Origin of the sequence: Aquabacterium sp., assembly GCF_016234775.1 — a bacterium.
Classification (GTDB): domain Bacteria; phylum Pseudomonadota; class Gammaproteobacteria; order Burkholderiales; family Burkholderiaceae_C; genus Aquabacterium.
In genome coordinates this window covers 38,675-58,187 of record NZ_JACRAH010000037.1, presented here as the reverse complement: position 1 = coordinate 58,187, position 19,513 = coordinate 38,675, and the positions used below count along the sequence as shown (strand labels likewise).

The 19,513-nt window shown below is 60.8% G+C and carries 17 protein-coding genes and 1 tRNA gene; 5 read left to right on the top strand and 13 right to left on the bottom strand.

The window, feature by feature from the left end; genetic code table 11:
• Positions 1-6: 6 nt before the first annotated feature.
• The 5 genes from HY836_RS11465 to HY836_RS11445 form a co-directional block, all read right to left on the bottom strand.
• Positions 7-969, bottom strand: coding sequence for a ribose-phosphate pyrophosphokinase (locus tag HY836_RS11465; protein WP_290676284.1), 963 nt, complete (start codon positions 967-969; stop codon positions 7-9).
• 138 nt (positions 970-1,107) lie between these two features.
• Positions 1,108-1,184 (bottom strand) — tRNA-Gln (locus HY836_RS11460).
• 150 nt (positions 1,185-1,334) lie between these two features.
• On the bottom strand, positions 1,335-2,231 hold the full coding sequence (ispE, locus tag HY836_RS11455) for a 4-(cytidine 5'-diphospho)-2-C-methyl-D-erythritol kinase (protein WP_290676283.1): 897 nt from the start codon (positions 2,229-2,231) through the stop codon (positions 1,335-1,337).
• Positions 2,232-2,245: 14 nt separating this feature from the next.
• Positions 2,246-2,905 carry a lipoprotein insertase outer membrane protein LolB gene (locus HY836_RS11450; RefSeq protein ID WP_290676282.1) on the bottom strand — a complete coding sequence of 220 codons (660 nt, stop codon included), beginning with the start codon at positions 2,903-2,905 and terminating at the stop codon, positions 2,246-2,248.
• Positions 2,902-4,782, bottom strand: a complete 1,881-nt coding sequence (locus tag HY836_RS11445) for a tetratricopeptide repeat protein (RefSeq protein ID WP_290676281.1) — start codon at positions 4,780-4,782, stop codon at positions 2,902-2,904. Before HY836_RS11445 ends, HY836_RS11450 begins: the two co-directional genes overlap by 4 nt.
• A 90-nt stretch (positions 4,783-4,872) precedes the next feature.
• Between HY836_RS11445 and mutM the strand changes: the two genes are divergently transcribed.
• The 4 genes from mutM (at position 4,873) to HY836_RS11425 (ending at position 10,610) form a co-directional block, all read left to right on the top strand.
• The gene (mutM, locus tag HY836_RS11440) at positions 4,873-5,703 is read left to right on the top strand and encodes a bifunctional DNA-formamidopyrimidine glycosylase/DNA-(apurinic or apyrimidinic site) lyase (protein WP_290676280.1); all 831 of its coding nucleotides are present in this window, start codon (positions 4,873-4,875) and stop codon (positions 5,701-5,703) included.
• Between the two features lie 99 nt (positions 5,704-5,802).
• Positions 5,803-7,821 carry a dynamin family protein gene (locus HY836_RS11435; RefSeq protein ID WP_290676279.1) on the top strand — a complete coding sequence of 673 codons (2,019 nt, stop codon included), beginning with the start codon at positions 5,803-5,805 and terminating at the stop codon, positions 7,819-7,821.
• Positions 7,818-8,912 (top strand): A/G-specific adenine glycosylase, encoded by a 1,095-nt coding sequence (gene mutY, locus HY836_RS11430; RefSeq protein WP_290676278.1) that lies wholly within the window; start codon positions 7,818-7,820, stop codon positions 8,910-8,912. The genes HY836_RS11435 and mutY overlap by 4 nt, the downstream gene beginning before the upstream one ends.
• Positions 8,913-9,017: 105 nt before the next feature.
• Positions 9,018-10,610: a hypothetical protein gene (locus HY836_RS11425; protein WP_290676277.1), complete on the top strand. Its 1,593-nt coding sequence runs from the start codon at positions 9,018-9,020 to the stop codon at positions 10,608-10,610.
• A 30-nt stretch (positions 10,611-10,640) separates the two neighbouring features.
• Here HY836_RS11425 and xth read toward each other — a convergent pair whose 3' ends face one another.
• The 7 genes from xth to HY836_RS11390 all read right to left on the bottom strand — a co-directional run bounded on the left by xth (position 10,641) and on the right by HY836_RS11390 (position 18,042).
• Positions 10,641-11,420: an exodeoxyribonuclease III gene (xth, locus tag HY836_RS11420; protein WP_290676276.1), complete on the bottom strand. Its 780-nt coding sequence runs from the start codon at positions 11,418-11,420 to the stop codon at positions 10,641-10,643.
• Positions 11,421-11,585: 165 nt separating this feature from the next.
• Positions 11,586-12,347 (bottom strand): TerC family protein, encoded by a 762-nt coding sequence (locus tag HY836_RS11415; RefSeq protein WP_290676275.1) that lies wholly within the window; start codon positions 12,345-12,347, stop codon positions 11,586-11,588.
• Between the two features lie 140 nt (positions 12,348-12,487).
• On the bottom strand, positions 12,488-13,912 hold the full coding sequence (locus HY836_RS11410) for a serine hydrolase (RefSeq protein WP_290676274.1): 1,425 nt from the start codon (positions 13,910-13,912) through the stop codon (positions 12,488-12,490).
• 127 nt (positions 13,913-14,039) lie between these two features.
• The gene (locus HY836_RS11405; protein ID WP_290676273.1) at positions 14,040-14,531 is read right to left on the bottom strand and encodes a dihydrofolate reductase; all 492 of its coding nucleotides are present in this window, start codon (positions 14,529-14,531) and stop codon (positions 14,040-14,042) included.
• A 24-nt stretch (positions 14,532-14,555) separates the two neighbouring features.
• Positions 14,556-15,392: a thymidylate synthase gene (locus HY836_RS11400; protein WP_290676303.1), complete on the bottom strand. Its 837-nt coding sequence runs from the start codon at positions 15,390-15,392 to the stop codon at positions 14,556-14,558.
• A 72-nt stretch (positions 15,393-15,464) separates the two neighbouring features.
• Positions 15,465-16,154 (bottom strand): OmpA family protein, encoded by a 690-nt coding sequence (locus HY836_RS11395; RefSeq protein ID WP_290676272.1) that lies wholly within the window; start codon positions 16,152-16,154, stop codon positions 15,465-15,467.
• 55 nt (positions 16,155-16,209) lie between these two features.
• Positions 16,210-18,042, bottom strand: a complete 1,833-nt coding sequence (locus HY836_RS11390) for an ABC transporter transmembrane domain-containing protein (protein WP_290676302.1) — start codon at positions 18,040-18,042, stop codon at positions 16,210-16,212.
• A gap of 76 nt (positions 18,043-18,118) precedes the next feature.
• On the opposite strand from HY836_RS11390, the gene HY836_RS11385 reads away from it, so the two are divergent.
• Complete coding sequence (locus HY836_RS11385) at positions 18,119-18,652, top strand: MarR family winged helix-turn-helix transcriptional regulator (protein WP_290676271.1); 534 nt, start codon at positions 18,119-18,121, stop codon at positions 18,650-18,652.
• Between the two features lie 39 nt (positions 18,653-18,691).
• On the opposite strand, the gene HY836_RS11380 is transcribed toward HY836_RS11385, so the two are convergent.
• A complete protein-coding gene (locus HY836_RS11380; protein ID WP_290676270.1) occupies positions 18,692-19,462 on the bottom strand; it encodes an MBL fold metallo-hydrolase in 771 nt (256 codons plus the stop codon).
• Positions 19,463-19,513: the final 51 nt, after the last annotated feature.

Genomic DNA, 19,513 nt, shown 5'->3' with positions numbered 1-19,513 from the left:
CACGGATCAGAAGTTGTTGTTCTGTTCCGAGAAGAGGGACGTCACCGACTCACCATCGGTGATACGGCGAATGGTTTCCGCAAACAGGAAAGCGGTCGAGAGCTGCCGAATCTTGGGCGTGCCCTTCGCGCTGTCGTTGAGCGGAATGGTGTTGGTGATCACGACTTCGTCGAGATGCGAATTCTTGATGCGTTCGATGGCTGGGCCGGAGAACACCGAATGCGTACAGTAGGCGTACACGCTCTTGGCGCCACGCTCCTTGAGCACTTCAGCCGCTTTGACCAGCGTGCCTGCGGTGTCGATCATGTCGTCCATGATCACGCAGTTGCGGCCGTCGATTTCGCCGATCACGTGCATCACTTCGGAAACGTTGGCCTTGGGGCGACGCTTGTCGATGATGGCCAGATCGCAACCGAGTTGCTTGGCCAGCGCACGGGCGCGCACCACGCCGCCCACGTCAGGCGACACGACCACGAGGTCTTGATAGTTTTTGGCTTGCAGGTCGGACAGCAACACGGGCGAAGCGTAGATGTTGTCGACTGGGATACGGAAGAAGCCCTGGATCTGGTCGGCGTGGAGGTCCATGGTCAGGACACGTTCGACGCCGACGGTTTCCAGCAGATCAGCCACAACGCGCGCCGAGATGGGCACACGGGTAGAGCGTGGGCGGCGATCTTGACGGGCGTAACCGAAGTAGGGGATGACGGCCGTGATGCGCTGGGCCGAAGCACGCTTGAGCGCGTCGACCATGACCAGCAGTTCCATCAGGTTGTCATTGGTGGGGGCGCAGGTGGACTGCACCACGAACACTTCGCGCCCGCGAACGTTCTGCTGGATTTCAACCGTGGTTTCGCCATCCGAGAAGCGACCGACGGCCGCCTTGCCCAGAGAGATGCCCAGATTGGAGGCGATTTCCTGAGCGAGCGCCGGGTTGGCGTTGCCGGTGAACAGAACGGTATCGGATAGCATGATTGGCGTCTGGGCTGATGGCGAAAATAGCACGCGCCCATCACCTTGCCCTCGGGAGCACCTGAGTGTTCAGGTGAATAAGCCTTCGCGGAAGGTGTAGGGCAGGTGAGTGTTCAGCTTTGAACTGAACGAATTATTTGGCAGGGGAAGAAGGATTCGAACCCTCGTATGTCGGAATCAAAATCCGATGCCTTAACCAACTTGGCGATTCCCCTACTCAGGACGCAGTGCGCTGCTGTATTGCTACTTCAACTCACTGCAACCTTGTAAGCTGCACTCTTGTTCAGAGCCTCGCATTATAGCCTGTTTTTTGCGTCATTCAAGTCTGTTGTTCAAAATCTTCACATTTTGATTTTGCTGCACCATCAATCAATGGGCTTCAGCAAATCAAGCAGTGGATGGTGAACCAGACCGTGAGCAACACGACCGACCCATGCGTGATCATCCAGATTCACATCAGCTGGCTGGAAGCTGGGGGCTTGCTGTGTGCTGGTGGGAATCCACGAAAACACGGTGCTGCCTGATCCCGTCATCCGGCTGTTGCCGAAGCGTTTCTGCATGATCTCCAGTGCCTGGCTGATCTGACTGCCGTACTGATTACTGTACTGCTCTGCGGGAGCTTGCAAGTCGTTTCTGCCAAAGCGCTGGGGCGCTGCAAGAAAGTCTGTGACTATAGCATGCTTTGTGTCGCGCTGTAAAACGGGACTGCCAAAAATCGCCACAGTCGGAACAGCGATGGGGGGCTTGAGCAGGGCCAGTGGGGTGTTTAGCGCCGCTGTTGGCAGCGAGATCGGGGTGATGGCCTCGCCAATGCCTTCTACCCAGGCGTTGCGCCCACGCACGAAGAAGGGCACATCGGCGCCGAGCTTGATGGCCAGGGCTTCCAGTCTTGCGCGGGGCCAGTTCAGGGCCCAGAGTTGATTGAGTGCAAGCAAGACCGTGGCGGCGTCCGAGCTGCCGCCGCCCAGGCCGGCGCCCCAGGGTACGTCCTTGTGAATGTGGATGTCACAGCCTTGTGATGTGCCGCTTTCGGCTTGAAGCAAGCGGGCGGCCTTCAGGCACAGGTCATCCTGAGGCAGTGCGACGTTCAGATCGTGGCGACGCAAATGGCCATCACTGCGTGTCTCGATGTGCAATGTGTCTTGCCAGTCGATCAGCATGAAGACGGATTGCAGCAAGTGGTAGCCATCGGGGCGGCGACCCGTTATGTGCAAGAAGAGATTGATCTTGGCCGGCGCGGGCAGATTGTGCAGGCTAGGCATGTCTTGTATGGGGCTCAGCGATCCAGGTAGATCTTGAGTTGAACAGCGCGTTGTGCTGGCGTGGCTGCGCGGCGTGCGTTCAGTTTCTTTTCAGAGAGTTCGTTGGTGTCGATCAGCCAGCCTTCCTGAATGAAGGTGTTGGCGTCAGGGCCGGGCAAGCTGGGCAGGTCAGGATCCGGCTGGCCTTGCATCCACTGGATCAAGGGTCGCAGAGGCAGTTGCTCACCCAGTGCGGCTTCACTGAGCGCCTCCAGGCTGTCATATCGTGTTCGCCCTTTGTCATTGCTTAACCAGGCTTCGCCCTGTTGCCAGTTGATCTGCGCCATCTGGCTGCCCATCAGTGTCATCAGATCCAGCTGACCTGATTCTGTGTTGCCCGAGAAGAAAAAGCCCAGACTCAAGCCTTTGGCGGATTGGTCGGCAAAGGCTGCCAGCTTGATGCTCATCTGGCCTTGCAGGTCCAGTTTGGGGCGTGCGACTGCACGCGGGAACGTCGGCGTCAACTGCTGCAGAACGGTCGGTGCCGATGTGTTCGTGTCAGCCGGTGCACAGGCTCCGCCGCTTCGCATCTGTGCCGCGATCGGGTCTGCATCGGGCAGGCTGCTGCACGCGCTCAAGCACAGCGGCAGCAGCGCGACGCAGGCATACAGGCGGCTCCAGTGGCTTGTGCTCACAGCTTGACCTGAAGGCGTTTCAAGGTTTCTTTGAGCGTGTCGTTGTCGGGTTCGCGCTTGTGGGCGTCTTGCCACACCTTGCTGGCCTCATCTTTTTTGCCTTGCGTCCACAGCACTTCACCCAGGTGGGCTGCGATTTCGGGGTCCGGGCGAGTCTGATAGGCGCTGCTCAGCAGGCGAGCGGCTTCCGAGAGGTTGCCTGCCTTGAACTCCAGCCATCCCAGGCTGTCGATGATGAACGGGTCAGCAGGGCGCAGCTCCAGCGCCTTTTTGATCAATACGCGGGCTTCATCGAGTCGAATGCCTCGATCAGCGAGGCTGTAGCCCAGTGCATTGAAGGCATTGGGGTTGTCTGGTGCCAGCGTGATGGCTTTGCGCAGCAGCGCTTCGGCTTCGCTGTATTTCTGCAGCTTTTCACCCAGCATGGCCTGGTCATACAGCAGATCACTGTCGTCAGGGAAACGTAGTGTGGCTTCAGCCATGACCTTGTAGGCTTCTTCCACCTGACGGGCATCGCGAAGCAACTGGGCTTCCGCCTGGTACTTCAAGACGGCATCCCTTGGTTCCGCCTCCGGCAAGTCGCGAATCAGCTTTCTGGCCTCCGGGATCTTGCCCTGGCGAACCAGCAGGCGGGCGCGTTGGCCCTGGATGTTCACTCGCTCGTGCTTGGGATCGGCGCGATCCAGCCAGGACAGGGACTGAGCGATGTCATTGCGTTGTTCCGCGATCTGCGCCATCAGCAGATAAGCCTGATCAACCTCGTTGGCGTCAGGTGAGCGGCTGCCTGGGGGCGCCGTCTCGGGCTGACCCTCGTTTTTGACCTTGCTCAGCAGGGTTTTCAGGGCAGCTTCTGCCTGATCGATCTGCTTGAGTTCCAGGCGAACGGCGGCCAGTGTGATCCACGAGCCCGTTTGCTCGGGGTGCTCCTTCAGCAACTGCTCCAGTTGTTGCGCGGCTTCTTCATAGCGCTGTGATCCAGCCAGTTTGCGGCCGTACGCCAGACGAACCACAGGTGCCACATCGCTGCGAGCCAGTTGTTGTTTGACGACGGCTTCTGCCTGGGGGCTGGCGTCCATGAGGTCGATGGCGATGAGCCCCGCATTGAGCAGTTGAGGCTTGAGCGCGAGGGCTTTGTTCAAGGCGTTCATGGCCTTGTTGGTGTCGCGCGCATGCATCCAGCCCTCGGCGCTGGCGGACCAGGCTTCTGCCAACTCCAGAGGAGCCTGGCGCCAGGGTTGCGTGGCGTCATCGATGACCTGGGCCGCGGCGGTCTTGTCCTGCAGGCGCGTCATGGTGCGTGGCAAGGACAGAATCCATTGCGGCTGCTGGGGCGTTGGCGTCAACTGAATGATGCTGCGCAATGGTGCAGCCAGGTCGGCCGAGCGGTTCATGGCCAGCAGGATTTCTGCGGTGTATTCCGACGCCTGCCTGGATTGCGGCTGAGCTTGTCGCCAGGCTTTCGCGGCGGTCAAGGCCAGTTCTGGCGAGCGGGCGCGAAATGCGACTTCCACTGCGCGTTGGTAAAGCTGCCCGTTCTTGTGCTGCTTGGCGGCTTCCAGGTAGTGCTGATAGGCCGAATTCAGGTCGCCGTTGTTGACCAGCATCTCCGCCAGGAAGATCTGGTAGAACATGGGCGCGTCCATGGGGGAGTTCTGGACGGGCGGTTTGGCATTGCTTGCCGTAGCGGGTGTGGTTGCCGCGTTGGTGGCTGGTGCCTTGTTGTCATTCTCTGCTGCCTGCGCGGCACTCACGGTGCTCAACGCCAGCATGGCGACGTTCAGCCAGCGTGCCGTCGACTTGTGTCGCCCAGGGACAGGCGCTTTTGAGCTAGCGGGATTGGGTGTGGTGGCGAGCAATTTCGCGAACGTGAGGGACATGTGGTCTCCAACAGATGTGGCCATTCTATTGATGTAGTGGTCCATCCTTTCTGTTCGAGTGGACCCGATTGACACCGGATAATTCCGTACATGCCTGAATTACCTGAAGTCGAGGTCACTCGACAGAGTTTTGCTGACCGCATTGCAGGTGCTCACATCGAGTCCATTCACATGGGCAAGCCGCTGCGTTGGCCGGTTGGTCATGACGTGGACACGCTGACGGGATGGCGGGTGGGTGAGGTGCTTCGGCGTGGCAAATACCTGTGGTTGCCTCTCTCGAACTCGAAAGGCCGGCAAGGTGGATTGTTGATTCACCTGGGAATGTCGGGCTCGCTGGCCTTCGGGCATCAACTGGCGCCCACAGGCATCCACGATCACTTCGAGATGATCACCAACAGGGGCACATTGCGCCTGACGGACCCTCGGCGATTTGGTGCCGTCATCTGGGGCGAGTCCATGCAGTCCGGCGTGCCGGGCAAGTTGCTTGCAGGCTTGGGGCTGGAGCCTTTTGATGTCGAGCTGACCGGGGCCTACCTGCACGAGCGACTCAAAGGGCGCAAGGTGGCCATCAAACAGGCCTTGCTGGTAGGCGATATCGTGGTGGGCGCGGGCAATATCTACGCGTGCGAAGCGCTGTTTCGTGCCGGCATCGATCCCCGATTGGCGGCAGGCAAACTCAGCAAACCTCGTTGCGAGAAACTGGTTCAGGAAATACAGGGTGTTTTACGGCAGGCGGTTGCGCTGGGCGGATCCAGCCTGAAAGACTTCAAGAATGCGCATGGTGCCCAAGGCCATTTCCAGCTGTCGACCCAGGTTTACGGACGCGAAAGCCAGCCTTGCCGGATTTGCAGCACACCCATCAAACGCATTACCCAGGGGCAACGCTCGACCTTTTTCTGCCCGAGTTGTCAGAAAAGGTGACAGCTGTGGCTTGATTGGCGAATAAGTCTGTACGTTTTGTCCCAACTCGGTCGAATAAGCTTATTTGCCTGACCACGGCTTGAGATAGGATCAATTCCCATGATGCCGACTTTTGCCAGCCACCTGGATGCACTTGGGCAGTGGCGTGCCGACACGGACGCCAAACTGGCTGCCCTGGCACGTTTTGCCCGCGAACACGATCTGCTTGACGACGCGTCGGCGGAGTGGTTCGAGGCCATGCGTCATCGCCTGTCTGGCGAAAAGCTGATGGTGGCGTTTGTCGCGGAGTTCTCGCGCGGCAAGTCCGAGCTCATCAACGCCATCTTCTTCTCGGACAAGGGTCGTCGCATGATGCCGGCCTCGGCTGGCCGCACGACCATGTGCCCTGTCGAGTTGGGCTACGACGCCGAAGATCCCGTTGGCTTGTCGCTGTTGCCGATCGACACCCGCCTGGAAGCTGCTTCGCTGGCCGAATACCGCCGCCAGCCCAAGGAGTGGACCTGGATCGAGCTTGATCTGTCCAACCCGGACGGCATGGCGCAGGCGCTCAGCGAGGTCATGCGCACCCGCATGGTGACGCCTGACGAGGCTGGTCGCCTGGGTTTCTGGGATGCCGAACGCCCTGAAGAAAATCCGCCCCTGCAGCCTGATGGCACGGTGGAAGTGCCCGTGTGGCGCCATGCCCGCATCAACCTGCCACACCCGCTGCTCAAGCGTGGCCTGGTGGTGCTGGACACCCCTGGCCTGAACGCCATCGGTACCGAACCCGAGTTGACGCTGGGGCTGCTGCCTCAGGCGCATGCCACCGTTTTCATCCTGGGCGCCGACACGGGCGTGACCAAGTCCGATCTGTCGATCTGGCGTGATCACCTTTGCGGCCCGGCGCTGGCACGCTTTGTGGCGCTCAACAAGATTGACTCGCTGGCCGACCCCCTCAGCACGCCTGAGCAGGTCGAGCAGACGATTCAGCGCCAGTGCGACAGCGTGGCGCAAACGCTGGAGATCCCCGCCGCCCATGTGTTCCCGATCTCGGCGCGCCAGGCCCTGGCTGCACGCTTGACAGGCAACCATTCGGGCCTGGGTGAAAGCCGCCTGGAGACGTTCGAGAACGCGCTGTCTGAAGGCTTGCTGCCGCGCCGCCGCGAGAACCTGGGGCAGGCCGCGGTGCAAGGCGCACAGCAGTTCCAGGTACAGCTCAACCGCCGCTTTGGCGAGATGCGCCGTCTGTTTGCCGATCAACTGCATGAGTTGCGTGGCCTGCGTGGCAAGAGCAGCGGCAAGGTTCAGTTGATGCTGCAGCGTGTGCAGGCCGAAGCCACCGAGTTCGAGCAGTGCACGGCCCGTCTGCAAGCCATGCGCAGCGTGCATGCGCGCATGTTGCGCAATGCCTTGCATGAGCTGTCGGCTGATCGGCTGCGTCAGGAAGTGGATGTGCTGCAGCAGGTGCTGGGCGGATCCTGGTTGCCTCTGGGCGCCAAGAAATCCTTCATCGACCTGTGCGCTCGCCTGCGTGATCTGATCGAGCAGGCGCAGCAACGCAATGACGAGATCCACGCGATGCTCGTGGCTTCCTACGCCAAGCTCAATGCCGAGTTCGGCTTCAGCCTGGTGGCCGATGTGCCGCTGGATGTGCGCAAGTACACCGATGACCTCAACCTCATTGAGCGCAACTACGTGCAGTATCTGGGCCTGAGCCAGGCCTTCAGGCTGGCGCAACCTGGCTTCCAGGAACAGTTCCGTCGCATGCTGATCTCGCGTCTGCGTGTGGTGTTCGAGACTGTGAGCAACGACATCGAGCTGTGGAACAAGACGGCCTCCGCACAGGTGGACAGCCAGCTGCGCGAGCGTCGTCGCAACTTCAAGCGCCGTTATGAATCGCTGGATCGCATCCAGTCTGCATCCAACGAGCTGGACACCCGCCTGCAGGAAGTCCAGGCGCAGGATGAACGCGTGCTGCAGTTGCAGACGCATCTTGGGGCCTTGATCGACGAGCTGGTCAAGCAGGCCCAGACCGACACGCTGTCGGCCGCACAGGCTGGTGCCGGCGTGCAGCACGTGTCGCTGGATCTGAATCTGGCGTCATCGCCCGAGGCCGCTCAGGTCACCACCGGGGCATGACAGCCCCGACCTCGGCCGGCCTGCTGCGGCATGCGCGGCAGGTAACCCCGGTTCTGGCTGATCGCCTGGTGGCCTGGCAGCATCAGGAAGGGCGGCATCATCTGCCCTGGCAGAAAGTACGCGATCCTTATCGCGTGTGGCTCTCCGAGATCATGTTGCAGCAGACCCAGGTCACGACCGTGCTGGGTTATTTCGAGCGCTTTCTGAAACGCTTCCCGGATGTGCAGGCACTCGCCGCGGCGCCGCTGGACGACGTGCTGACCCTGTGGAGCGGTCTGGGCTATTACAGCCGCGCCCGCAATCTGCATCGATGCGCGCAGGATGTGGTGAGCCTGCATGGTGGGCAGTTCCCGCCCAGCAGTGAAGCCTTGCAATCCTTGCCTGGTATCGGGCCATCCACCTCGGCCGCAATCGCGGCTTTCTGTTTTGACGAGCGCATCTCCATCATGGATGGCAACGTCAAGCGGGTGCTCAGCCGCGTGCTGGGCTGGGATCAGGATCTGTCCGTCAAGACGCATGAGCGCGCCTTGTGGGAGGCGGCCCAGGCCGTGTTGCCGAACAAGGCGGCCGACATGCCGTCTTACACGCAAGGCTTGATGGATCTGGGCGCCACCTTGTGCACGCAGCGCAAGCCGGCCTGCCTCACTTGCCCGTGGTCGGACATCTGCAAGGCGCGTGTGCAGGGGGCTCCTGAGCGCTATCCCGTCAAGACGCGCAAGCTCAAGCGCTCTGAGCGCGAAAGCTGGTGGCTGTGGCTCGAATGGCGTAAGCAGGTCTGGTTGCAGCAGATGCCGGACAAAGGCGTGTGGGCCGGGCTGTGGACCATGCCATTGCTGGACAGTGAGTCGGCAATCCTTGATCTGCTTCGAGATACATCATGCGCCATGGAGCTTCAGCCAGGTATCAAGCATGTGCTGACTCATATGGATTGGCGCTTGCGTCCATGCCGAGTTATCGTTGACGATGAGGCCGTGGCAGCAAATTGGGTGACGCGCTTGCGTTGCTTGTCACCTTCCGGGCGATGGGTGGCACATCGAGATCTGGAGCAGGTTGGTCTACCGGCCCCTTTGAGAAAGCTGCTTCAGTACTGACTGATGAGCGAAGTAGGCAAGCCGCGTTGATGCAGGATGTTAGAGTGGCGCCCGCTCGATTTGAGTGGCGAAGCACCACTATTCAGCGTGCGCGGAGGGGGGTAAATGAGTCAGTGGACAAAATGGCGCAGGCAGTCACTGCGTGGCTTGGCGTTGATGATTGTTGTCGGTGCGATGCCTGGCTGCGGTACGGTGCTGCATGTCGCGAACGTGCCGGGCAAGGACGCCGTGTCAGCGAACCAAGGCGTCTTGATGCTGAGTGTCACGAGCAATTCCCCACGCTCAGGACAGTTCGATAGCGTTGTTCTGGAACGGGTTGATCAGACGGCGGGCTTCACCATTCGGTATCAACTGAATCAGGTATCCAAGGGCCTAGCTCGGGACACAGCCTTGTATGTCGGCGCAGTGCCTGCGGGCAGCTACAAAATTGCGCGCTTCAACGTTGGATACCCTGGCGTTCCCGGCTCAATATTCGTCGAGTTGAATCCCGCCGCGCAGGATCGGATTGGTCGATTGAACGTCAAGCCGGGGGAAACTCAAGATCTTGGCAGATTGGTGGTGACGAACCTGAGCGGAGGTGTGCTGGTTGGGCGAAGTGAGTTGATCAAGTCCAACGTCGAGCTCGTCAAGCGATTTGCGACCGATGCGGCCATGTATGCGGAGCATGTCAATGGCTCAGGTTGGGACAGTCGTCGCGATCCCGCCGATCGCACGGAGGAATTTGCGCTGGAAACCCCAGCAGGCGCCAATGCTTTATGTGAACTGTCCTCTGGCGAAGTGGTTGCGGCTAGCCGTGTCGGCTCTATCCTCGTTCGCAATTGGGTGGGAAAGTGGCGTCGCATTGGCATTGATGGCCTGGAGTCTTTGCTTTGGCTGAAGCCGGTTGAAGAACCAGGCAATCGGCTCGTGGCGGTCGGGGAGTTCAATACCATTGTCAAAGTGGGAGAGGATTGGATTCCGCAGCGTTTGAGTGCCGGTAACCTACCGCCCGGCAACTTGATCTATGTAGACGGCAACAGCAAAGTTGGTTGGTATGTAGCGCTGTCTACCAGGAACAAGGTGACGATCTATCGTGCTGATTCGATTGATAAGGGAGATTGGAAGCCAGTGCGAGCGGCTGATGTTAGCTACTCAATGTGGAACGGTGCGTCTAATTTCTGGGCATGGCCAACGGCTGAAGGATTCGGTTACGCCCTTTCCAATGGCGAGTTGCATTGGTTCAATTTCTCGTCAGGCAACTGGACGCAAACCTCTGCCCCTGAGCGCCGTCGTATCTCTGACGTGCAGCCGAGCCCAAATGGCGCGTTGGGTTTGCTTAGTTCACCGGGAGGTGGGTTGGGAGGCTTCTTTGCAGGGGTGCACTTTACGTTGGATAGGGGCAAATCCTGGCAAACCATAGACTCCCCATTCAAGGTCAACGAGAAAGCACCGGTTCTCTTGGCTTCAGGGGCTTTGCTTATGCAAGGAAGCGCTTTGTCTGAGAAGGATCTCTATTACCGTGCTCAATCAAGCGATGCGTGGACCAAGATGTCCGCTAATGTCTACATTTCGGAGCAATTGGTTGAGCTGCCGACAACGGGCCTGTTTGCAATCGACGACGGGAGCACCGCCTCGGGTTATGCATCCATCCGTCGCTCGATAGACGATGGGCGTACGTGGCAGATCGAGTACAGCAATTTTGTCAAAAGGAATAAATAGGCCATGTTACGGGCGCCTCACGATCATCGCTCAAGCGATCGTGACGATGACCGGCGCGTGATCGCTGGGGCGTTCGTTTTTGCGTGGGGCCTTGTCAATCACACAAGCGGTGGTTCTGGCCTTGAGTGCATGGCTGACCAGGATGTGGTCGATGCGCAGGCCCTGGTTCTTGCGGAAGGCCAGGTTGCGGTAGTCCCACCAGCTCCAGGGTTTGGGTGGCTGTTCGAACAGGCGGAAGGCATCGTGCATGCCCAGATCCAGCAATTGCTGGAAGTGCGCACGTTCCTGCGGCGTGCAGTGGATCTGGTCCTTCCAGGCCACGGGGTCATACACATCGGCATCAGTAGGGGCGATGTTGAAGTCGCCCATCAGCACGAGGTTCTGATGTGTCTGCAACTCCTGCTTGAGCCAGTTTTGCAGCGCATCCAGCCAGCCCATCTTGTAGACGAACTTGTCGCTGTCGGGCGCCTGGCCATTGGGGAAGTACCCGCCGATCACGCGCACGCTGCCCACGGTCTCATCGAGGACGGTACCGGCGATCACGCGGGCTTGCTCATCCGCAAAGCCGGGGATGTTCCTGACGATGTCGGTGCTGCCAGTGCGTGTCAGCAGGGCCACGCCGTTGTAGGTCTTCTGGCCGAACCATTGCGATTGATAGCCCGCAGCTGCCAGATCGGCATGAGGGAACTTGTCATCGGTCAGCTTGGTTTCCTGCAGCACGAGCGCATCAACCGGGTTGGCAGCCAGCCAGTCCAGCAATTGGGGCAGACGAACGGACAGCGAGTTGACGTTCCAGGTGGCAAGTCTCATGGTGTGTGAAGCGCGATGTAGTCAATGGCTTGCCACCTGTTCGCGATTGCTGGTGACAAACCTGGCTACACGTCTGGGTGGCGACACCTTGATTGTGCCCTTGATGCAACTGGGCGAAGCGCAGACCTTCCAGGTGCCGCTTCGCCTGCTCGCTTCTGGCCGGGATCAGACCTGCTGCGCTTGTGCCTTGAGGGCCAGGCGCTTGGCTCGCGACCTGATGTTGAGCGCCTCTACAGCCAGAGAGAAGGCCATGGCAGCGTAGATGTAGCCCTTAGGGACGTGCATGTCCAGTGACTCGGCAGTCAGTGCCATGCCCACCATGACCAGGAACGCCAGCGCCAGCACCTTGACGGAGGGGTGTTTGTCCACGAACTCTCCAATCGGCTTGGCTGCGAACAGCATCACGCCAACAGATGCGATCACGGCGGCGATCATCACACCGAGCTTGTCGACCATGCCGACTGCGGTGATCACCGAGTCCAACGAGAACACGATATCGATGATGGCGATCTGGCCGATGATGCCCCAGAACAAGCGCTGGCCGGCTGCCTTGATGACAGCTGGGTCGGTGTCGGGGGCATGGTCGTCCTCACGGGCTTCAACTTCAACAAAGATCTCGTGCGAGGCCTTGTAAAGCAGGAACAGACCACCCAGCAGCAAGACCAGATCGCGGCCGCTGATGCCTTTGCCCAGTACTGTGAACAGATCGGCGGTCAGGCCCATGACCCAGCTCAGCGAAAAGAGCAGCATCAAGCGGGAGATCATGGCGAAGCCCAGTCCCAGGCGGCGTGCTTTGTCGCGCATCTCTGCAGGCAGGCGCCCTACCAGGATCGAGATGAAGATGATGTTGTCTACGCCCAGCACGATCTCAAGGGCGGTGAGCATGCCAAAGGCAATCCAGATGTTGGGGTCGAGAAGAAATTCCATGGATGTGTCTAATTCGAGTTATGCGGCCGTGGCCGGAAGCACGGACGTTATCGAATTAAGACACATCGGTAAAGCAGAAATTTATGGGGCAATATTTCGGGAAAACCGAAATATCGTGTGTCGAGCAAAGCACCGAGGCATCAAAGCTGCTCGACCAGGTCCGCCACCGTGCCGAACACATCACGCTTGGTGCTGTCCATGTCGAGCGACACGCCCATGCGCACCACCACCAACTGCTTGCTGGGCACGATGACCGTGAACTGACCCAGGTGGCCCAGGAACATGACGGTGTCAGCCGGAATGCGGTTGATCAGGTCGGTGGGGATGGCTTTGGACGAAGGCTGGCGCCAGATGTAGCCACCGTATTCCGCGCTCGCAGGCGAGCCGGCCAGCAGGAAGTTCATGGCATGGGTGTTGATCAGCGTCTGACCTTGCCACTGCCCGCCCTGGCTGACCAGTTGGCCCAGGCGGAGCCAGTCGATCGGCCGCAAGATGCCCCGTGCGCCACCTACCGGCGTGCCGGATGCATCAGGCTCGATGATGCCCTGGCGGATGCCCAGCGGCATCAGCAGGCGTTGCTGGTAGTAGTTGTACAGGGCCTGGTGGCTGCCACCCAGGAGCTGCTTCATGCGCAGCATGGCGATGTTGGGGAAGCCTGTCGAGTAATTGAAGACCGTGCCTGGCGTGCTGGTCAGTGGGCGCTCGGCCGCCCAGCTGCCTTCGTCAGCTTGCGAGAACAGCATGTCGGTGGTGTCGCCCGCACCGGTATAGCCCTCGGTCCATGCCAGGCCTGGTGCCATGTTGAGAAGCTGCTTCCAGGTGATGTCGGCCTTGGCGCTGCCGGACCATTGGGGTAGCCCCACCGTTGCGTCCAGGTTCAGTCGGCCGTCAGTGGCCATGGCCCCGGCAAGCAGTGCCGTGAGGGACTTGGTCATGGACCAGCCCAGTTGGGGTTGTTCTCGGTTGTAGTTCTTGGCGTAGCGCTCGTGTATTAGTCGCCCCTTGTGGGCCACGAGGAAGGCGATCGAGTTCTTCTTCTGGCTGACCTGGCTGGTGGACTCGCTGAAAATCTGATCACCACGCGCCTTGAGCAGAGCGACCTGGCTGGCACTCAGGCCAGCGGCGTCAGCGGCTGCTTCACCCATGGGCCAGGATTGGCTCGATGGCGCTGGCGTGTCGATGGCCTTGAAGGGCTGGGCGCGCACGGCGGCTTCGGTCATGCCAGGCGGGACGATGGTGCAACCCAGGCCCTTGCGGTAGATGGCGGTGCGAGGGTTGCTGATGAGTGGCACCCAGCTGCGCACATTGACCTTGATGCCTGGAACGTAGTCCACCATCCACACGGCCGACAGCGGCTGCACGACCGGCACCGTGTAATACCAGCGAACACGGAGATAGTCGTCACGGCTTTGCATGGTCCGCGTGCACATCTCCAGGGCTGCGTAGCCCGTGCCGGCGGGGATGTCGTCGATCAGGTTCGCTTGCGCGCCTTGTATGGTGAGCGCGGTCAGGCAGGCCAGCGCGAGGCGGCTGGCATGGCGACGGGTGACGGGTGTGTTGTCCATGGGCAGGCGCCTCCTCGGTTGGGTGTGTCTGGGTAGCGTTACGCGGGCAGAATTTATCTGGCTGCCTCGTGAACGCAACCGGGCACTTTCCCCGGGATGTCGCCTGCTGTACCGCTTGTTTCGGGGGTCAGCCTCGGCGGTAGGTCACAAAGGCGTAGTCGAAGTCGTTAGGCACGGGCGCATGGTGCGTTTCGCGTGAGACTTCCTTGAACGCGGTTTTGTCCCAGGTCGGGAAGAAGGCATCACCTTCGAAATCCCGGTCGATTTCGGTCAGCACGATCTCCTGCACGAGCGGCAGGGCTTCCGTGTAGATCTGCGCACCACCGATGACGAAGGCTTTTTCTACCGAACTGTCCAGCAGGGCCAGCGCGGCTTGCAGCGAGGAGGCGCTGTCGATCCCAGGCGCCGACCACGAGGCGTTGCGCGTGATGACGATGTTGCGACGGCCCGGCAGTGGGCGGCCTATCGAGTCATAGGTCTTGCGGCCCATGATGACCGGGCAACCCATGGTCGTGCGCTTGAAGAACTGCAGGTCTTCCGACAGGCGCCACAGCAGGGCGTTGTCCTTGCCGATGGCACCATTGCGGGCGACGGCGGCGATCAGGCAGAGCGTGGTCATGTGTGCGTGTTCTCGCTCGCCGGATCAGACGGCCACAGGTGCCTTGATGGCCGGGTGGTGCGTGTACTCGAGCACCTCGAAGTCTTCGTACTCGTAGTCGAAGATCGAGTCAGGCTTGCGCTTGATGTTGAGCAGCGGGTAAGGGTGCGGCGTGCGGCTGAGCTGCAGCTCGACCTGCTCGGTGTGGTTGCTGTAGATGTGGCAGTCACCGCCGGTCCAGATGAAGTCGCCCACATCCAGATCGCACTGCTGGGCCAGCATGTGGGTGAGCAGGGCGTAGCTCGCGATGTTGAACGGCACACCCAGGAAGATGTCGGCGCTGCGCTGGTACAGCTGGCAGCTCAGCTTGCCCTTGCCGCCTTCGGTCTGGGCCGGGGCCACGTAGAACTGGAAGAAAGCGTGGCAGGGCGGCAGCGCCATCTGGTCGATCAGGCCGGGGTTCCAGGCGCTGACGATGATGCGGCGCGAATCAGGCGTGGTCTTGAGTTGCTTGACCACGTCGCTGATCTGGTCGACATGGCCGCCATCGGGTTTGGGCCAGCTGCGCCATTGCACCCCATAGACGGGGCCGAGCGAGCCGTCGTCACGGGCCCATTCGTCCCAGATGGAAACGCCGCGCTCCTGCAGCCACTTGACGTTGTTGTCGCCGCGCAGGAACCACAGCAGTTCCACGATGATGGATTTGAGGTGCACCTTCTTGGTCGTGACCAGCGGAAAGCCTTCGCTCAGGTCGAAACGCATCTGGTGGCCGAACACGCTGCGCGTACCGGTGCCGGTGCGGTCGGTCTTGAGCACGCCAGTGGTGTAGACCAGGCGCATGAAGTCTTCGTATTGGCTGCGAACGGGGCGGGTCACGGGCAGGGCACCTCGAGAATGCAAAACAGCCGGGATTATCGCCCGGCTGCTGGGATTGGCCTTCGGTCAGGCCTCGAATCAGCGCGTGACGGGTTGCTGCGCCGAAGCCTGTTCGGGTTCGCGCAGGAAGATTTCCACGCGGCGGTTTTTCGCGCGGCCTTCTGCCGTTTCGTTGCTGGCGATCGGCTCACGCTCGCCACGGCCTGCGGTGTCCACTCGGCTGGCTGGCACGCCGCGGTCGGTCAGGAAGTCCTTGACGCTCTCGGCACGCTCCTTGGACAAGGGGTTGTTCACCGTGTCTGAGCCTGTGCTGTCGGTGTGGCCAACGATGCGCACGTGCATGCCGTTGCTGTCCTTGCTCAAGCCGTTGGCAAAGGTTTCCAGTACCGAGCGCAGTTCGGGCTTGATGGCGGCGCTGCCCGTGGCAAAGGACACATCGTTGGGGATGTTGACCTTGAGCTGGTTGTCCTGCGTGCGGGTCACTTCGACATCGGTACCGCGCGTGGCTTGTTCCATGGCTTCGCGCTGGGCCTGCATGCGCTTGGACCACACATTGCCGGCCACTGCACCGGCGATGCCGCCAATGACGGCGCCTGTCGCTGCGTTCTTGCCGGCCACCTGGCCGATGACGGCGCCAGCCAGGGCGCCAATGCCGGCACCTTGTGCCGTGCCACGCTGGGTTTCATCCATGTTGGCGCAACCGCTCAGGAGCATGGCCGAGCTGATGGCCGACATCATGAGGGTGCGAGCGGGATTGAATGGGGGCATGTGTATCAATAGAGCACTCTTGCGAGCATGTGTGGTTCAACGCAGCACGACCGGTTCAGGCTGACATGGCCAGCGGCGGGGTGCCATCGTGGTCAGGTTCGATCTGGTCGAACTGCATGGCCGCGAGTTTGGCGTACAAACCGTTGCGGGCCATCAGTTCAGCGTGGGTGCCCACATCCACAATGTGGCCGGCTTCCAGCACCACGATGCGGTCGGCGTTGACCACGGTGCTCAGGCGGTGGGCAATGACCAGGGTGGTGCGGTCCTTCATGGCCTCTTCCAGCGCGGCCTGCACGGCGCGTTCGCTCTCGGTGTCGAGCGCGCTGGTGGCCTCATCCAGCAGCAGCAAGGGCGCATTCTTGAGGATGGCGCGTGCGATGCTGATGCGCTGGCGCTGTCCACCAGACAGGCGCACACCGCGCTCACCCAGGAAGGTGTCGTAACCCTCGGGCAGCGCAGTGATGAAGTCGTGCGCGTGGGCGGCCTTGGCTGCTGCGGTGACCTGTTCATTCGTGGCATCCGGGCAGCCGTAGCGGATGTTTTCCAGCGCGGTGGTCGAGAAGATGGTGCTGTCTTGCGGGACGATGCCGATGCGTTGGCGCAGGTCGTTCAAGGACAACTGGGTGACGGCTTCGCCGTCGATCTCGATGCGGCCAGCTTGGGGATCATAGAAACGCAGCAGCAACTGGAAGACCGTGCTCTTGCCGGCGCCGCTGGGGCCGACCAGGGCCACGGTTTCGCCCGGGTTCACCAGCAGGTTGAAGTTTTCCAGCGCAGTTTGTTGTGGGCGAGACGGGTAGTTGAAGCGCAGGCCGGCCAGGCTGACACGTGAGCCGCTCTTGGGTGCTGGCAGTGGTTTGGGGTGTGCCGGCTCTTGAATCGGTGAGCTCGCAGCGAGCAACTCCATCAGGCGCTCAGTGGCACCGGCTGCACGCAGGATGTCGCCATAGACCTCGGACAGCGCCGCCACGGAGCTCAACAGCAGGATCACGTAGACCACGGTCTGGCCCATGTGGCCTGCGGTGATCTTGCCGTCCACCACAGCCTGTGTGCCTTGATACAGACCCCACAGCAGCGCACCGGTGGTGGCACTGATGATGAAGGCGACGAGCACGGCACGGGCACGGATGCGACGCTCACCCGTCTTGAAGGCACTTTCCGTTGCGACTACAAAGCGCTGAGCCTCACGCCCCTCGGCCGTGTAACTCTGGACTACCGGCACGGCATTGAGCACTTCGGCGGCGATGGCGCTGGAGTCGGCCACGCGATCCTGGCTGGCGCGGGACAGTTTGCGCACGCGTCGGCCATAGATGATGGCGGGCATCACCACCAGCACCAGGCCACCCAGTACCTGCGCCATCACATAGGGGTTGGTGATGATCAGCATGGTCAGGGCGCCCACGGCCATGATGACGTTGCGCAGGCCCATGGATACGCTGGTGCCCACCACAGTCTGGATCAGGGTGGTGTCGGCGGTCAGGCGAGAAAGGATCTCGCCACTTTGCGTGGTCTCGAAAAACTCGGGGCTTTGCTTGAGCACATGCCCGTACACCGCGCTCTTGATGTCGGCGGTGATGCGTTCACCCAGCCAGGTCACCGAGTAGTAGCGGGAGGCCGAGAACACGCCCATGGCCACGCCTACGCCGAACAGGGCCAGAAAGTGCTCCCGCATGGCCATCACGCGTTGATTCGGATCTGCAGACACGAGGCCTTGATCAATCAAGGCGCGCAGTGCGATGGGCAGCACCAGTGTGGTCAGGGCGGCCAGCAGCAGGAATACGAGCGCCAATGCGATGCGAGCTTTGTAGGGACGCAGGAAGGGCTTGAGATCCTGGAGCGATCTGACGGACTTGCCCTTGGGCGGTTGGCTGCTGGACGCGCTGGACATGTTGACAGGCTGGTTCGTGAAAGTCATGCCATTATCGTGCCTTGACAATATTTGCATGGGCAAATAAATTATCGCCATGATTGATTCGTCAACTACTTCAGATGACGCCCCTGAGGCAGCGACTCCGACGGCGCCGATCTATGCCAAGGGCAACTGGAAGCGGGAAGACAGCTTTGGCTACCTGATGCGCCGTGTGGTGCAGATGATGGTGGGTGTGGTGGACAAGCGTCTGGACAGCCATGGCCTGACTCAAGCTCAGTGGACGCCCATGTTCATGATCAGCAAGGGTGAGTGCAACACCCTGGCGGCCTTGTCGCGAGAGTTGCAACTGGATGCCGGCGCCTTGACTCGCACCCTGGATCGCCTGGAGACCAAGGGCTTGTGCAAGCGCGTACGCTCCACCGAAGACCGCCGTGTCGTGCATCTGAGCCTGACTGAGGAAGGCGAAAAATCCATTGCGCCCGTGCCCGGTGTGCTGTGCGAGGTGTCCAATGCCCTGCTGGAAGGATTCACGCTGGAAGAGTGGCAGACCTTGATGGGCTTGTTGCGGCGCATTCAGGTCAATGCGGAGCACTTGCGCGAAGTGTCGGAAGCTAAGCGCTCGGTCTGATGGCTCACCAGGCCTTTAGCGGAGCCACTTGGGCATGACTCAGTGCGGTACCGCGTAGTTGGCGTCGGTCATCAGATCGATGCCACACGACAGGCCTTCCACCCAGTCAATGAACTGTTTGACCGCGGCGCCTTGCAGGGGCGCGCCGTGCTGCGGCACGATCATGTCGATGGGCAACTGACGCACCATGCGGGCCCAGAAGCGCAAGATCTTGTTGGACACCATGTAGCGACGGTGAAAGGCTTCCATGCCCGGCGGCATGGGTGACAGCGACGTGATGGTCTGCTGCGCCTGCTTGCCGTTCATCAGTGACACGCCCAGATCGCCTGAGAACAGGATGCGGCTGATCGGGTCATAAAACTGGAAGTTGCCTTCTGCATGCATGAAGTGCGCAGGCAGGGCGACCAGTTCGCTGTTGCCGATGGGAATGCGCATGCCGGAGTCGGGCATGCCGATCACACGGCCGGTGGTCTTGCCGGGCTTGCAGAAGTGCGGCACGAAGCGTTCCCACAGGGTGGACACGTACAGCTTGGCATCGGGTGTGGCCGTCATCCAGCGGTCCAGCGCCGCGATGATGTCCGGGTCTGCATGAGAGGCCACGATGGCTGACAGGCGTGAGGGCGCGAAGTGCCGTGTCATCGCCAGGTAGAGTTCGCTGTAGGCCAGATTGCCGCCCGGGTCGATGATGGCGCCGGTGTCGTCATTGACGATCAGGAACTGGTTGGCCTGAACTGCGCCGCCCCCTTCGTCACACAGATCGGAAAACATCAGGCACACGTGCCCCTTGTGGCGAAACAGTTCGTACGGCATGGTCTTTCTCGGTAAGGCGCAAGCTTAATGGCGTGAATCTCGGCTTGGCGT